Genomic DNA, 15676 nt, shown 5'->3' with positions numbered 1-15676 from the left:
CGATTCACACGGACGCGGCGGCGGTCACTTGACCGCCTTGACGAACTCCGTCGTGTACGTCTTGCTCAAGTCGACCTTCGCGTTCTTGATGTTGGGGTTGAACGCCTTGAGGACCTTCTCGACGGTCTCGGGGCCGCCCTGGGGCATCACGCCGTCGTCGGTGAACATCGGCAGGGTGCTCTTGATGGCCTGCGCGTACAGCGCCTTGTTGCCCTGGGAGTAGTCGGCGGGCATCTTGGCGGCGATCTCGTCGGCGCTGTGCGTGGACATCCACTTGAGCGTCTTGACGAATGCGTTGACCATCTTCTGGACGGTCTCCTTGTGTCCGTTCACCCAGTCCGTCTGCATGTACAGACTTGACGAGGGGTACGGGCCGCCCAGCGCTTCCTGCGAGCCCTCGGGGGTGCGCATGTCGATGAGGATCTTGCCGGCCTTCTTGTCCAGGATCGTCGCGACGGTCGGGTCGGTGGTCATGCCGCCGTCGATCGCCCCCTTCTGGAGCGCCGCGATGAACGTGGGTCCGGCACCGACCGCGACCGGCGTGAAGTCACTGATCTTCACTCCGTTCTTGACCGCCAGGTACTTGGTGAGGAAGTCGGTCGAGGAACCGAGCCCGGTCACACCCAGCTTGCGGCCCTTGAAGTCCTTGGGCGAGGTGAGGTCGCCGGCGGCCTTGTTCGAGACGACCTCGACCTCGCCGGGCGCGTGCGAGAACTGCACGACCGACTCCACCGACTTGCCCTTCACCTGGAGGTCCAGGGTGTGGTCGTAGAACCCGACCGCTCCCTGCACCTGCCCGGAGACGAGCGCGGTCTCGGCCTGGACCCCGGCGGGCTCGCTGAGGAGCTGGACGTTCAGCCCCTCCGCCTGGAAGTAGCCGAGGCGCTGGGTGAGCATCGCGGGCAGGTAGATGACCTTGTCCAGACCACCGACCATGATCTTGACGGTCTCCCCCTTTCCGCCGCCCCCACCGCTGCCGGTGTCGGCCGTGGAGCTCGCCGCGTCGTTGGCACAGGCGGTGAGCGAGGAGAGGGCGAGCAGTCCGGTGGCGGCCAGGGAGGCGTATCTGGCGGTCTTGCGCATGCGGGTTCACGTCCTTGTGAGAGGGCGGTGCGGGAAGGAGCGGGGGTGGCGAGGGGGCCGGTCAGTCGTCGGAACCGGTGGGCTTCCAGCGGAAGATGCGGCGCTCGGCGAAGGTCAGCAGCCCCTCGGCGACGAGGGCGACAACGGCGAGGATGACCATCGCGGCGTACACGCCGGCGGCGTTGAAGGTGTTCTGCGACTGCGAGACGAGCAGGCCGATGCCCTTGGTCGCGCCGATGTACTCGCCGACGATGGCGCCGATGAGCGCGAAGCCGAAGCTGACGTGCAGGCTGGTGAAGATCCAGGAGGTGGCCGACGGGATGACCACCTGGAGGGTCACCCTGCGGTCGCTCGCGCCCAGGATGCGGGCGTTGGCCACCAGGTTGCGGTCCACTTCGCGGGCGCCCTGGAAGGCGTTGAAGAACACCGGGAAGAAGACGAGTACGACGGCGGAGGCCACCTTGGAGGACGGTCCGAGACCGAACCAGATCAGGAAGATGGGCGCCAGCACGATCCTGGGAATCGAGTTGAGCACCTTGATGTATGGACCAAGCACCTCGGCGAGCAATCTGATCCGCCCGAGCGCAATGCCGAGCAGCACACCGGCGACCACGCCGATGACCCAGCCGAGCAGGGCCTCGTACAGCGTGTACCAGATCTGCTCGCCCAGGGAACCGAGCGCTGTCCCGTGGGTCACCCAGGTCCAGATCTGGTCCCAGATCTTCGAGGGCATCGAGAAGTTGAACGGGTCGATGACCTTGGCGCGGGACAGTACCTCCCACAGTCCGAGGACGGCGACCAGGAGCACCACGCGCACGGCGTTGACGAAGAGCTTGCGCCGGCGCGCGGCCTGCGCGCGGGTCTGCGCGCGATCGGGTGTCTTGACGGTGTCCACGACCGGGGTGCTGAGGACCTCAGGCGACATGGGCGGCACCCCTCTCACGGGTGATGCGGACCTCTTCGCCGAGGGACTCCCAGATCTCGCGGTAGATCTCGATGAACCGCGGCTCCAGGCGCACCGACTCGACCTTGCGCGGGCGGGGCAGGTCGATGTCGAAGACCTGCTTCACGGTCGCGGGTCCGGCGGTCATCACGACGACCTTGTCGGCCAGCGCGATGGACTCCTCCAGGTCGTGGGTGACGAAGACGACGGAGGCGCCGGTGCCCTCCCACAGTTCCAGCAGCTCGTCCGACATCAGCGCGCGGGTCTGCACGTCGAGCGCCGAGAACGGCTCGTCCATCAGCAGGATCTCGGGGTCGTTGACGAAGGTGGCCGCCAGGGCGACCCGCTTGCGCTGGCCACCGGAGAGCTGGTGGGGATAGCGGTCCTCGAAGGCGGCGAGCCCCACCCGGGCCAGCCAGTCGCGAGCCCTCTGCTTGGCCTCCGCCTTGGGCACGCCCCGGAAACGCGGGCCCGCCATGACGTTCGACAGCACGGTCCGCCAGGGGAAGGTGGCGTCCTGCTGGAAGACGAAGCCGACCTTGTCGCCGACCCCGTCGACCGGTTCCCCGGCCACCAGCACCTCGCCCTCGGTGGGCTCCTCCAGGCCGCTGACCAGGGTCAGCGTCGTGGACTTGCCACATCCGGTCGGTCCTACGACGGCCACGAACTCGCCGCGCTCCACGGTGAGGTCCAGGCCGCGCACCGCCGTGTGCAGTCCCCCGGACGGGGTTCTGAAGGTCTTGCTCGCGCCCCGCAGCTCGATGGCGGGGCTGGTGTGTGCGCTCATGGGCCGGGACGGTAGGTGTGGCCCCGGCCACGGCAGGAGTCTTGTGAGCACAAGCCGTTCTTTTGCTCGCAAGAACCTGTTGTGCTCGTTTTGCTCGCGCTAGAACTGCGGAGCCGAAACACGGGCTGAACGCTCGCCGGCCTTGTAAGGAGAGGCCTGATGATTGACGTCCTGGTGGTCGACGACGACTTCCGTGTCGCTGAGATCAACGCCAAGTACGTGGGAAAGGTTCCCGGCTTCCGGGTGGCCGCCCGCGCGCACAGCGCCGCTCAGGCCCTGGCCGCCGTGGAACGCGGCTCCATCGACCTGGTACTGCTCGACCACTACCTGCCGGACCAGACCGGCCTCGAACTCGTGCACCGCATGCGCGAGCAGGGTCACGGCACCGACGTCATCATGATCACGGCGGCCAGCGATGTGACGACCGTCCAGCAGGCGATGCGTCTGGGCGCCCTGCACTACCTGGTCAAGCCGTTCACCTTCGCCGCGCTGCGCACCCGCCTGGACTCCTACGCCGCCCTGCGCCGCACGGTCGACCGGGTGGGCGGCCGGGGCCTGACGGGCCAGGAACAGGTCGACCGGATCTTCGGCGCCCTGCGCACCGCCCCCGCTCCTCCCGCGCCCGGCCTGCCGAGCGGCCACTCCGAGCCCACGACCGACCTCATCTGCGGTGTCCTGCACCGCGCCGACCATCCGCTCTCGGCCCACGAGGTGGCCGCCCGCACGGGCCTGAGCCGCTCCACCGCCCAGCGCTATCTCCGCCACCTCGAACAGGCGGGCCGTCTCCGCCTCTCCCTGAAGTACGGCGACACCGGCCGCCCGGAACACCGGTACGCCTGGGTGGCGCCGTAACGGGGCCCCGGCCCGGCTACACGGCCCCGGCCCCGGTCAGCGAACGCACCTCCGTCTCGGCGTACTTGGCCTCGTCCGGAACCTCGTCCGAGGTCACCGTGCCCAGCCAGCCGGCGAGGAAGCCGAGCGGGATGGAGACGATGCCCGGGTTTTCCAGCGGGAAGTACTGGAAGTCGACGCCGGGGAACAGGGATTCCGGGCTGCCGGACACCACCGGGGAGAGCAGCACGAGCCCGATCGCCGGGAGCAGCCCCCCGTACACCGCCCACACCGCGCCCCGCGTGGTGAAGCCGCGCCAGAACAGGGAGTAGAGCAAGACCGGCAGGTTCGCCGAGGCGGCGACCGCGAAGGCGAGGCCGACGAGGAAGGCGACATTGAGATCACGGGCCAGCAGGCCGAGCCCGATCGCCACGACGCCGATGCCGACCGCCGCGCACCGGGCCACGGCCACCTCGCTGCGGTGCTTGCCGCGCCGTCGGCGCAGCGACGCGTACAGGTCGTGGGCCACCGAGGCCGAGGAGGCGAGCGTGATGCCCGCGACCACCGCGAGGATCGTGGCGAAGGCCACGGCGGCGACCACCGCGAACAGCACGGTGCCCCCGGTCGAGCCCGCTCCGCCGCCGAGGTCGAGGGCGAGGAGGGGCACCGCGGTGTTCCCGGCCGCGTTGGATCCGCGTACGGCCCCCGGCCCCACCACCGCCGCCGCCCCGAAGCCGAGGACGATCGTCATCAGGTAGAAGCTGCCGATCAGGCCGATGGACCACACCACGGAGCGGCGGGCGGCCCGCGCGGTCGGCACGGTGTAGAAGCGGGCCAGGATGTGCGGCAGCCCGGCCGTGCCCAGCACCAGCGCCAGCCCCAGGCTGATGAAGTCCAACCGGGCGTTCCAGTCCCCGCCGTACTTCAGCCCCGGCGCGAGGAACGCCCTGCCATGGCCGCTGCGCTCCGCCGCCGTGAGCAGCAGCCGGTCGACATCGCCGTGGAAGCGCAGCAGGACCAGGACGGTCAGCACGACCGTCCCGCCCAGCAGCAGGACCGCCTTCACGATCTGGATCCAAGTGGTGGCCCTCATCCCTCCCAACGACACATAGATCACCATGAGCGCGCCGACACCGATGACCGTCCATGCCTGGGCCGCGCCGCTCGTCCGCCCCAGCAGCAACGCCACCAGACTGCCCGCGCCGACCATCTGCGCCACCAGATACAGCACGGACACCGTCACCGAAGACGTTCCCGCGGCGATCCGCACCGGCCGCTCGCTCATCCGGGCGGCCACCACGTCGGCCAGCGTGAACCGCCCGCAGTTGCGCACCAGTTCGGCCACCAGGAACAGCACGACCAGCCACGCGACGAGGAACCCCACCCCGTACAGCAGCCCGTCGTACCCGTACAGCGCGATGAGCCCGCTGATCCCCAGGAAAGAGGCCGCCGACATGTAGTCGCCCGCGATGGCAAAACCATTCTCCATCGGGGAGAACAGCCGCCCGCCCGCGTAGAACTCCTCCGCCGAACCGTGCCGCCTGCGGCTCACCCACGTCGTGATCGCGAGGGTGACCGCCACGAACCCGCTGAACAGCAGCAACGCCAGTGTTTGATGATCACCGGTCACGAGGCCCCTCCCTGCGCTCCGCGGGCCAGCTCCTGGGTGTCCCAGCGCAGCTCCAGCGCGGCCCGGTCCCGGCGCAGCCGCGCGTGCCGGGCGTAGGCCCAGGTGAACAGGAACGTGGTGAGGAACTGCCCGAGCCCCGCGAGCATCGCCACGTTCACCGCCCCCACCACGGGCCGGGCCATGAGTCCCGGCGCGGTCGTGGCGGCGACCACGTACGCCACGTACCACACCAGGAAGGCCGTGACCCCGGGCACCACGAACCGCCGGTACCTTCCGCGCACCTCCTGGAACGCCTCGCTCCGCTGCACCTCGACGTACACATCGCGGGTGCGCGCCACCGCCGCGCCGGGCTCGGCACGCGCGGGCGGCACGGCCGGCGCCGGCATGCCCGCACCATCCAGCTCGCCCCAGCCCGAGGCCGACGTGTCGTACCAAGGGTCCTCGGGCGCCACGTCACGGGAGGGCGCGCCGTCGTCTTCCTGATTCCCGGCCGATCTCTCGGGACCGTCTCCGGCTCCACGAGGACGACCGTTGCTTGACTGCATGCCCAAGGATGGACAGAACAGGAAGTTCCCTGACTCTTCTTCCTCCGGCTCTTCACCCCATCAGGTGATTCACCCCGTGGGTGGCCGCACCAGCCCCTTGCTGTAGGCATACCGCACGGCCTGTGCCCGGTCCTTGAGACCCGTCTTGGCGAAGAGGTTGTTGATGTGGGTCTTCACGGTCGCGGTCGACACATGCAGCCGCCGGGCGATCTCCTGATTGGTGAGACCTTCGCCGATCAGCACCAGGACCTCGGTCTCGCGCGTGGTCAGCCCGTCGGGTGCCTCGCCGGCCGCGGGCACCGGCACGGGCTCGGCCTGCGACAGCCTCTCCAGCAACCGTCGCTGGACACTCGGCGACAGCCCCGCGTCCCCCGAGAGCACACTGTGCACGGCACGGACGATCTCGTCTCCGCCCGCGTCCTTGGTCAGGTAACCCCGGGCGCCGGCCCTGAGCGCGGGGAACAGCGAATCGTCGTCCGCGTACGTGGTGAGCACCACGACCTGCGTGCCCGGGTACCGCGCCCGGATCCGTCGGGTGGCCTCCACGCCGTCGCAGCGGGGCATCCTGAGGTCCATCAGCACGACGTCCGGGGCGAGTTCCCCAACCAGCCGCACCGCCTCCTCCCCGTCTCCCGCGGCCCCGACGACCTCCACGCCGGGCAACAGCCCGAGCAACATCACGATGCCTTCACGGACCACGGTCTGATCGTCGGCCACCACCACCCGCGCGGGCTTCCTCTCCCCTTCCGTCTCCGTCATACGGGCACCTTCAGCGTCACCACGAACCCCTCCTCGTCCGGTCCCGCGTCCAGCGAACCGCCCAGCAGTTCGGCGCGCTCACGCATGCCCAGCAGACCGTACCCACCTCCGGATCCGTTCAGCTCGCTCGCTTCGCCGCCCGAATCCCGTACATTCAGCGTCACTTCATGCTCGCTGTAGCCGAGCCGCACGGTCACTCTGGCGCCCTGCGCGTGCTTGCGGACGTTCGTCAGCGCTTCCTGGGCGACCCGCCGCACGGCCTGGGACGCCTCGGCCGGCAGGGGTCTGCGTTCACCTGTGACGGTGACCTCGGCGCCGTCGGCCGTGCTGACGAGTTCGGCGAGGAAGTCCTCCAGCGGGGTCAGCTCGCCCCGCAGCGCGGACAGCGCCTGCCGGGTCTCGGCGAGGCCGTCGCGGGCCATGCCCCGGGCGGCCACCACCCGTTCCAGGATCCGCTCGCGATCCGCGCCGTTCTCGATCAGCAGCCGGGCCGCCTCCAGGTGCACGAGCTGCGCCGAGAGACTGTGCGCCAGCACGTCGTGGATCTCCCGTGCGATGCGGGCACGCTCGGCCAGTGCGGCGGACTCGGCCTCAGCCGCGCGGGCGGCGCGCTCCTGGGCGAGAAGACGCTGCGCACTGCCCCGGGCTTCCGCGTCCAGCCGCAGGACATACCCGGCGAGGGCCATGCCGGCCACGGTGGCGGCCGTGGTCAGCCAGACGTCGTTGGTGAACGCGGAGTACGAGGCCAGCGCCACCGACGCCACGGGGACCGCGGCCCCTAGCGGCAGCCGCTCCAGCGCGCCGACTCCACAGCCGCACCAGATCACGAGCGCCGGCCCTGTGAACCCCGTGGCCTCCGCGGCGACCGCGATGCCCAGGAGCACGCCCATGAGCGCGAGGGAGGGCACCAGCCGGTGCTCGTAGGTGGTCCGGAAGAAGGTCCAGGAGACGAGGCCGGCGACAAGGATCGCCGCCGCTGCCGCGAATGCTTCCCACAGAGCGACGTGCCTCTGGCTGAAGGCACCCCACAGGAGCACGGCCAGCACGAGCAGTCGGACGGCCCAGACGAGCATGTGCCGGGGACGGATGGTTCCCGAACGGCCGAGCGCTTCGCGTGAGGGCCAGCGTGTCCAGGCGTTCTCCGTCACACGCGCTCCTTATACGCCGACCGCTCGTCACCGTACGCCGGAGCGGGGTGGCTCGTGGCGGGGCGGCTCGTGGCGGGCTGGCTCGGGGCGCCGACGGACTGGGCCCGCCAGGTCAGGATCCCGCCGCGGACCAACAGGGTGCCGGCGAGGCCGAGCATCAGCGCGGAGCTGTCCTGGTGCACGCCGAGAGCGGAGCCGAGGGCGAAGACGCCGGCTCGCAAGGCTATGCCCACGATCCATACAGCGCCGCTCGCCTTGCTGCTCTTGGTCCACACAACGCCGTTCGGCGCGGTCCAGATACGGGTGGTCCAGCCCCAGCCGACGCCGGTGACCAGGCCGATGAACAGATCCATCACGAGCAGTACGGCGGATTCGGCGCGGTGGTGGGCGTCGAGGATGCCGGGCTCGCGCAGTGAGACGACGGCCAGGATCACGGGCAACAGCCACCAGCGCCGGTCCGTGTCGATCGCCCGGGCGCGGAACTGCCGCGCGATCACTATGGCGACCACGGCAACGGTCACCAGCACGTTGACGAGCCCGGCCATCTGGACCTCCGTGAGCGAGAGGGCGTATCGGAAGCGAGTGCCGCCGACGCCTTCGAAGGTACGGAAGTCCACAGGGTAGGGGATCGGAGTCCGGGTGGATCACGGGTGGAACCTGGAACCGGCCCACCTCCACCCAGGGGTGGAGAGGCCTTCGGGGGCGGATGGGGGGCTGATGGGGGTGAGATGGGGGCGACGCGGTGCGGGACGGCAGACCAGGGCCGACGGGGCCAGTGGCGGGCTGGCGGGCTGGCGGGCTGGCGGGCTGGCGGGCTGGCGACAGCGGACACCCTGCCGTCCGCGCCGGCTACTCACACCGTCCGGCCCAGGCTCACCCCGGAATGCCCCGGCGAGCACCCGCTCGGCTGCGACCCGGAAAACCCCGACTGCCGCTCCGTGCCCGCCTGCCCGGCGGGACCCGCTGCCAAGCGAGCCCCGCCTACGCCACCGCGCCTCCCAGCAACAGGCGCCTGCCCACACGGAAGCCCGCCCCGACCGAGGCAGCCCCCACCCCCGGGCAACCACCCCCGTCAGCCGAGCCCCCGCCCCGACCGCCAAAGCCCAGCGCAGCGGCTACGCGTCGATGCGTGACCGGTCCAGCGTCGCCGCCGAGCTGGAGATGAACTCCTTGCGGGGTGCCACGTCGTTGCCCATCAGCAGGTCGAAGACCTGTTCGGCGGCCTCCAGGTCGGAGAGGTTGATGCGGCGCAGGGTGCGATGGCGCGGGTCCATCGTGGTTTCGGCGAGCTGGTCGGCGTCCATCTCGCCCAGACCCTTGTAGCGCTGGATGGAGTCCTTGTACCGGATGCCCTTGCTCTGGAACTCCATGAGCTTGTCGCGCAGCTCGCGGTCGGAGTACGTGTAAACGTACTTCTCCTGCCCCTTCTTCGGCTGGATCAGCTCGATGCGGTGCAGCGGCGGCACCGCGGCGAAGACCCGGCCGGCCTCGACCATGGGCCGCATGTAGCGCTGGAACAGCGTGAGCAGCAGACAGCGGATGTGGGAGCCGTCCACATCGGCGTCGGTCATCATGATGATCTTGCCGTAGCGGGCCTGGTCGATGTCGAAGGTGCGGCCCGAGCCCGCTCCTATGACCTGGATGATCGCGCCGCACTCGGCGTTCTTGAGCATGTCGGTGACCGACGACCGCTGCACATTGAGGATCTTGCCGCGGATCGGCAGCAGGGCCTGGAACTCGGAGTTCCGCGCCAGCTTCGCCGTGCCGAGCGCGGAGTCGCCCTCGACGATGAACAGCTCGCTGCGGTCGACGTCGTCGCTGCGGCAGTCGGCGAGCTTGGCCGGCAGGGACGAGGACTCCAGGGCCGTCTTGCGACGCTGGGCGTCCTTGTGCTGACGGGCCGCGACCCGGGTGCGGGCGGCCGCGACCACCTTCTCCATGACCACCCGGGCCTGGGCGGCGGCGTCGCGCTTGGTGGCCGTGAGGAACGCCTTCAGTTCCTTGCTGATCACGCTGTTCACGATGCGGCGGGCCGCCGAGGTACCGAGGACCTCCTTGGTCTGGCCCTCGAACTGCGGCTCGGCCAGCCGGACGGTGACGACGGCGGTGAGGCCCTCCAGTGCGTCGTCCTTGACGATGTTGTCCTCGGCCACGCGCAGCATCTTCTTGGCGCGCAGCACATCGTTCATCGTCTGGGTGAGGGCCTGCTCGAATCCGGCGACGTGGGTGCCGCCCTTGGGGGTGGCGATGATGTTGACGAACGACCTGACGGTCGTGTCGTAGCCCGTGCCCCACCGCATCGCGACGTCGACACCCAGCTCACGGGTGACCTCGGTGGGGGTCATCTGACCGTGTTCGTCCAGAACCGGGACGGTCTCCTTGAAGGTGCCCCTGCCCGAGAAGCGGAGGACGTCGCAGATCGCCTTGTCGTTCGCCAGGTACTCGCAGAACTCGCTGATACCGCCGTCGAAGCGGAACGACTCCTCGCCCTTGCTGCCGCCCTCGCCGAGGCCGAACTCGTCACGGACGACGATGGTCAGGCCGGGCACCAGGAACGCGGTCTGCCGGGCACGCTGGTGCAGGTTCTCCAGGGACAGCTTGGCGTCCTTGAGGAAGATCTGCCGGTCGGCCCAGTAACGCACACGCGTGCCGGTGCGCGTCTTGGGGATCTTCTTGGCCTTGCGCAGACCGCTCTTGGCCTCGAACTTCGCGTCGGCACCCTCGGCGGAGAAGGCTCCGGGCACGCCGCGCCGGAAGCTGATGGCGTGGGTGTGGCCGCCACGGTCCACCTCTACGTCGAGGCGGGCGGAGAGGGCGTTGACCACGGAGGCACCGACGCCGTGCAGACCGCCGGAGGCCGCGTACGAGCCGCCGCCGAACTTGCCGCCGGCGTGCAGCTTGGTCATGACGACCTCGACGCCGGACAGGCCGGTCTTCGGTTCCACGTCCACGGGGATGCCGCGGCCGTTGTCGCGCACCTCCACGGAGCCGTCGTCGTGGAGGATCACCTCGATGTGGTCGCAGTAGCCGCCCAGGGCCTCGTCCACCGAGTTGTCGATGATCTCCCACAGGCAGTGCATCAGACCGCGGCTGTCGGTCGAGCCGATGTACATGCCGGGGCGCTTGCGCACGGCCTCAAGACCCTCAAGGACGAGCAGGTGCCGCGCGGTGTAGTTGGAACCGTCCCGGTCTGCTCCTGCCAGCAGCGCTGTGGACGGCACGGACGTATCGGCGGTCACGCGGTTCGCTCCTCGCTGAATTTCAGATGGCCCCCCTTTGGGTAAGGGGGCGGCTTCGTTCGCCGCACAGAGGGTACCGAGCCCTGGTGGAGCCGGTGTAACGCCACCCTCGTCGGCACCTCACACTAGTCCAGGCTCGCATACCTGTTCGATCCCTCGTTGGAGTGAAGCACACATCACGTTCCCTTCGAGGCATGAACCATTTAGGCTCCGGGCACGTCCTCATGAACAACCGGCAACCCGGCCGGGAGGACCGAGACAGCAAGACAGCGCGAACCCGTACGCATACAAGAGACGCAATACGGCACATTCGCCGCCAACCGGCAGCAGACAGCCGCCCCGGAAAGATTTTTTCGAGGAAAAGCCACGAGCGGGAACGTTTTCGGGCTGGTTGGATGTTGACCCTGGTACGACAGCTCGTCGAGCTAGAGAAGAGGCGACGTGACTACTGTTCTGACCCCCGCGAGCCCGTTGACGGCCGCCGATCGCTGCGACCGCTGCGGCGCCCAGGCATACCTGCGCGTCGTCCTGCTCAGCGGCGGAGAACTGCTCTTCTGCGCCCACCACGGTCGCAAGTTCGAGCCGGAACTCAAGAAGATCGCCGCTGAGATACAGGACGAGACGGAGCGGCTGACGTCCGCTCCGAACACCGCTTCCGAAGAAGAGCGCTGAATCTCGCACCACGACGAGCCAGCCCCGGCACAGGCCGGTGCACGGGCGGCCGCTCCTCACCAGGAGCGGCCGCCCGTGCTCGTACCCGCGGACGCTCGCTCACGAGCGCCCGGAAGGCTGGGTCCCCGCGGTCGGCCGCAGGGCTCGTACGATCTCGGAGACGCGCGTGTAGACCCCGGGAAGTCCCGGCCGTCCGCAGCCGCTCCCCCACGACACAAGGCCGATCAGCCGTCCCCCGGCCACCAGAGGGCCGCCGCTGTCCCCCTGGCAGGCGTCGGGGCCTCCGCCGGCCTCACCGGCGCAGAGCATGGTGGCGGCCCGGTAGGCGCCGTCGGGGCCCCCCGGATAGGCGCGAGCACACATCTCGTCGGGCAGGACGCGTACACGTGCGGCATGGAGCCGGTGCGCGTAGGACCCTGCGCCGGTCGTGTCCCCCCACCCGGACACCAAGGCCCGAGTGCCCGGTGCGTACGCCGGATCAGCCGCGCCCGCCATGGCGACGACCGTGCTCTGCGGCAGCGGTCCGGCGAGCCCGAGGACCGCGAAGTCCCCTGAATTGGTCGTGCCGTCGTACGCGGGATTGAGCCGGATCTCCCGTACGGCGATCTCGTCGCCCTGCCCCGAGAGCAGGTCGGTGCGGCCCGTGATGACCTTGAGGTCACGCACACGGTTCGGCGGTGTCCCGAGGACCTCCTCGGACAGACAGTGGGCCGCGGTGACCACGGTGGTGCGCCCGACGGCCACGGCGCCGCAGAACTGGCCCGCCCGCATACCTCCGAACCGGTCACGGCTGGCCAGCGCCACCGTCCACGGAGCCTGGGAGACGTCGATCGGGAACCCTCCGACCACTACGCTGTCGGAGACGGCGGGAGCCGCGCTCACCAGAGGTATCGCGGTCACGGTGGCCGCCAGGGCCAGCGGCCGGATCAGTGCCCGGACAACGGAACGGCGCATGCATGCTCCTCACTCTGGGTCCTCCTGGGACACCCAGAGTGATCCACGCCACCAAAGCGCGCAGCACGAAGGCCCGGCTCCCGCGAGGGACCGGGCCTTCGCCGTCGTACGACCGCGACCTAGTCGAGGTAGTCGCGCAGCACCTGGGAACGCGACGGGTGGCGCAGCTTCGACATGGTCTTGGACTCGATCTGGCGGATGCGCTCACGCGTCACGCCGTACACCTTGCCGATCTCGTCGAGGGTCTTCGGCTGACCGTCGGTGAGACCGAAGCGCATGGAGACGACGCCCGCCTCACGCTCGGACAGGGTGTCCAGGACGGAGTGCAGCTGCTCCTGGAGGAGCGTGAAGCTGACCGCGTCGGCCGGGACGACGGCCTCGGAGTCCTCGATGAGGTCACCGAACTCGCTGTCGCCGTCCTCGCCCAGCGGGGTGTGCAGCGAGATGGGCTCACGGCCGTACTTCTGGACCTCGATGACCTTCTCCGGGGTCATGTCGAGCTCCTTGGCCAGCTCCTCCGGGGTGGGCTCGCGGCCCAGGTCCTGGAGCATCTGACGCTGCACGCGCGCGAGCTTGTTGATGACCTCGACCATGTGCACCGGGATACGGATGGTGCGGGCCTGGTCGGCCATGGCGCGGGTGATCGCCTGACGGATCCACCAGGTGGCGTACGTGGAGAACTTGTAGCCCTTGGTGTAGTCGAACTTCTCGACCGCGCGGATCAGACCGAGGTTGCCCTCCTGGATGAGGTCCAGGAAGAGCATGCCGCGGCCGGTGTAGCGCTTGGCCAGGGAGACCACCAGACGGAGGTTGGCCTCCAGGAGGTGGTTCTTGGCACGGCGGCCGTCCTCGGCGATGATCTCCAGCTCGCGCTTGAGCTTCGGGGCGAGCTTGTCGGCGTTCGCCAGCTTGTCCTCGGCGAACAGACCCGCCTCGATGCGCTTGGCCAGCTCGACCTCCTGCTCGGCGTTGAGCAGGGGGACCTTGCCGATCTGCTTCAGGTAGTCCTTGACCGGGTCCGCGGTGGCACCGGCCGCGGCGACCTGCTGCGCGGGCGCGTCGTCCTCGTCCTCGTCGGACAGGACGAAGCCGGCGCTCTCGGCACCCTCGGGCTCGTCGGCGACCTTGGTGTCCTCAAGAACCTCGTCCTCAAGGAGCTCGGCGTCGTCCTTCTTGGCCGTGGTCTTCTTGGCGGCCGTCTTCTTCGCGACGGCCTTCTTGGCGACCGTCTTCTTGGCGACCGTCTTCTTGGCGACGGCCTTCCTGGCGGGTGCGGCTTCTTCGGCGGAATCGGCTGCGGCCGTAGCGGCGGGCGCCGCGGGGGCGGCCGTGGTCGTGGTGGCCTTACGGGTGGTCACCGTCTTCGCCGCGACCGTCTTGGTGGCGGTGCGCTTGGCGGGGCTCTTCGCTGCGACGCTCTTACGGGTGCGCTTGGGCTCTGCGGCACTGACCATCAGCGTCACACCCTCTTCCTCAAGGATCTGGTTGAGGCTGCGCAATACGTTCTTCCACTGAGTGGCCGGAATCTGGTCAGCTTCGAAGGCCCGACGCACATCGTCGCCGGCGATCTGCCCCTCAGCCTTTCCCCGCTCAATGAGCGCCATGACAGAGACGGACTCGGCGATCTCCGGCGGGAGCGTACGGGATGTGCTGGCCGACACGAACAACCTCTCGGAACGTTGGAAAACGGCTTCCGGCACCGTCCAGTGAGGACAGGAGCCGACCACCGGCCTGGGGATGGGCCGACGGCGCGGGCGGGGGCCGGGAAGATGCACAGCGCCTGGTTCGGCGTCCGTATTCCCTCCGCGGCTGTCACCTCTTAGGTCATCGCGCTGTCTCCACGAGCGTTACGCCCAATCTGCGTGGCCCGAGTCACACCCCGTAAGCAGTCAAAGACGGTCAAACATGTGCAAACGAGATCGCCTTTGGCCTTCGAACCAATCCGCACCCACGACCAGAGGTTCCCGTCACCGCCGGACCCGGCCGGACTCCAGACGGTCCGGCCGGGTCCGGCGGCGGCCGGTACCCGGGCCTGGTGCCACCGCGAGTACCACGAGAGCGCCGCACACCTGCGACCGCACCGCGTTCCTCGCGAGATCAGTGCTCGCGCGGGGCGGGAACCACGCGCTCCACCTCGGGGTGAATGGTGAGGAGCTGGCGCATGGCGGTCTCCGCCGCCGTGCCGTCGCCGGTGCCGAGCGCGTCGACGATCCGCGCGTGCTGCGCGAGGGACGCCTCGTTCGGCCGGTCACAGCCGGTGACCGGGCCGCCGGAGACCTGGAGGGCCGCCGAGACGATGCCGGACAGGTGCTCCAGCATGCGGTTGCCCGCGATCTGGATCAGCAGCGTGTGGAACTCGGTGTCGGCGCGCGAGTAGGTGAGCGCGTCGCCCTGGGCCAGCGCGTGGCTCATGATCTCTACCATGTCGCAGAGGCGCTGCTGCACCTCCTCGCGTCCGTGCCCTGCGGCGAGACGGGCGGCGAGCGGCTCGATCGTCCAGCGCAGCTCGCTCAGTTCCCGGCGCTGGTCGTCGCGCTGCGGCCCGAAGGCCCGCCACTCGATGATGTCCGGGTCGAGAAGGTTCCAGTCACTGACGGGACGCACGCGCGTGCCGACGTTCGGGCGGGCGCTGACCAGGCCCTTGGCCTCCAGGACGCGGAGGGACTCGCGGACGACGGTGCGGGAGACCTCGAAACGCTGGCCGATCTCCTCCGGCACCAGCGGGCGGTCGGCGCCCAGGTCACCGGAGACGATCATCTGTCCCAGCTGCTGTACGAGTTGGCCGTGCAGTCCGCGTCCGCGGCTGCCCGAGGCCCGCCTGCCGACACGGCCCAGCTCGGGGTCCCCGCCGTCCCAGGCAGGTGCGCCGACGCGGTCGGTCACCGGGGCCTCGGCGTAGGGGTAGCGGTCGAGTTCGCCCGGGCCGGCCAGACCGGAGTCTGTGGAGCGGGCGGCGGTCATCATGGTGTGCGCAAGGGTACTCACGGATCCTTTGTCGGCGCCGCCTTCAACTCCCTTGAGGTCTTTGGTGAAAAGCACACGAAAGGGTGATCGCTCACGGCGTCGCAATTGACGCCTTATCGAA

At 69.5% G+C, this 15676-nt stretch carries 14 protein-coding genes; 2 read left to right on the top strand and 12 right to left on the bottom strand.

Annotated elements, in window-relative coordinates; genetic code table 11:
* Positions 1–24: 24 nt before the first annotated feature.
* The 3 genes from IE294_RS00485 to IE294_RS00475 form a co-directional block, all read right to left on the bottom strand.
* Entirely contained in the window at positions 25–1083 is a 1059-nt protein-coding gene (locus IE294_RS00485) for an ABC transporter substrate-binding protein (RefSeq protein WP_189881202.1), read from the bottom strand.
* Between the two features lie 61 nt (positions 1084–1144).
* A complete protein-coding gene (locus IE294_RS00480; protein WP_189881201.1) occupies positions 1145–2008 on the bottom strand; it encodes an ABC transporter permease in 864 nt (287 codons plus the stop codon).
* Positions 1998–2813: an ABC transporter ATP-binding protein gene (locus IE294_RS00475; protein ID WP_014675484.1), complete on the bottom strand. Its 816-nt coding sequence runs from the start codon at positions 2811–2813 to the stop codon at positions 1998–2000. Before IE294_RS00475 ends, IE294_RS00480 begins: the two co-directional genes overlap by 11 nt.
* A gap of 159 nt (positions 2814–2972) precedes the next feature.
* Between IE294_RS00475 and IE294_RS00470 the strand changes: the two genes are divergently transcribed.
* Positions 2973–3665: a response regulator gene (locus IE294_RS00470; protein ID WP_189881200.1), complete on the top strand. Its 693-nt coding sequence runs from the start codon at positions 2973–2975 to the stop codon at positions 3663–3665.
* Between the two features lie 16 nt (positions 3666–3681).
* Here IE294_RS00470 and IE294_RS00465 read toward each other — a convergent pair whose 3' ends face one another.
* From IE294_RS00465 to IE294_RS00440, 6 genes are all read right to left on the bottom strand, one after another.
* Positions 3682–5274, bottom strand: coding sequence for a monocarboxylic acid transporter (locus tag IE294_RS00465; protein WP_189881199.1), 1593 nt, complete (start codon positions 5272–5274; stop codon positions 3682–3684).
* Entirely contained in the window at positions 5271–5819 is a 549-nt protein-coding gene (locus IE294_RS00460) for a DUF485 domain-containing protein (protein WP_189881198.1), read from the bottom strand. The genes IE294_RS00465 and IE294_RS00460 overlap by 4 nt, the downstream gene beginning before the upstream one ends.
* A gap of 69 nt (positions 5820–5888) precedes the next feature.
* On the bottom strand, positions 5889–6578 hold the full coding sequence (locus tag IE294_RS00455; protein WP_189881197.1) for a response regulator transcription factor: 690 nt from the start codon (positions 6576–6578) through the stop codon (positions 5889–5891).
* Positions 6575–7726 carry a sensor histidine kinase gene (locus IE294_RS00450; protein ID WP_189881196.1) on the bottom strand — a complete coding sequence of 384 codons (1152 nt, stop codon included), beginning with the start codon at positions 7724–7726 and terminating at the stop codon, positions 6575–6577. Before IE294_RS00450 ends, IE294_RS00455 begins: the two co-directional genes overlap by 4 nt.
* Positions 7723–8271 carry a DUF1453 family protein gene (locus tag IE294_RS00445; protein ID WP_189881195.1) on the bottom strand — a complete coding sequence of 183 codons (549 nt, stop codon included), beginning with the start codon at positions 8269–8271 and terminating at the stop codon, positions 7723–7725. Before IE294_RS00445 ends, IE294_RS00450 begins: the two co-directional genes overlap by 4 nt.
* A 570-nt stretch (positions 8272–8841) precedes the next feature.
* Positions 8842–10965 (bottom strand): DNA gyrase/topoisomerase IV subunit B, encoded by a 2124-nt coding sequence (locus IE294_RS00440; RefSeq protein WP_189881194.1) that lies wholly within the window; start codon positions 10963–10965, stop codon positions 8842–8844.
* 441 nt (positions 10966–11406) lie between these two features.
* Here IE294_RS00440 and IE294_RS00435 point away from each other — a divergent pair, with 441 nt between their 5' ends.
* A complete protein-coding gene (locus IE294_RS00435) occupies positions 11407–11637 on the top strand; it encodes a DUF7455 domain-containing protein (protein ID WP_146463514.1) in 231 nt (76 codons plus the stop codon).
* Between the two features lie 99 nt (positions 11638–11736).
* Here IE294_RS00435 and IE294_RS00430 read toward each other — a convergent pair whose 3' ends face one another.
* From IE294_RS00430 to IE294_RS00420, 3 genes are all read right to left on the bottom strand, one after another.
* Complete coding sequence (locus IE294_RS00430) at positions 11737–12591, bottom strand: serine protease (protein ID WP_189881193.1); 855 nt, start codon at positions 12589–12591, stop codon at positions 11737–11739.
* 119 nt (positions 12592–12710) lie between these two features.
* The gene (locus tag IE294_RS00425; RefSeq protein ID WP_189881192.1) at positions 12711–14252 is read right to left on the bottom strand and encodes an RNA polymerase sigma factor; all 1542 of its coding nucleotides are present in this window, start codon (positions 14250–14252) and stop codon (positions 12711–12713) included.
* Between the two features lie 436 nt (positions 14253–14688).
* Complete coding sequence (locus IE294_RS00420; RefSeq protein ID WP_189881191.1) at positions 14689–15576, bottom strand: FadR/GntR family transcriptional regulator; 888 nt, start codon at positions 15574–15576, stop codon at positions 14689–14691.
* Between the last annotated feature and the right edge of the window lie 100 nt (positions 15577–15676).

The organism is Streptomyces canarius, from assembly GCF_014650735.1.
Taxonomy (GTDB): Bacteria; Actinomycetota; Actinomycetes; order Streptomycetales; family Streptomycetaceae; genus Streptomyces; species Streptomyces olivaceoviridis.
Note: the sequence above shows the minus strand (reverse complement) of the source record. Positions and strands in the feature narration are given on the sequence as shown.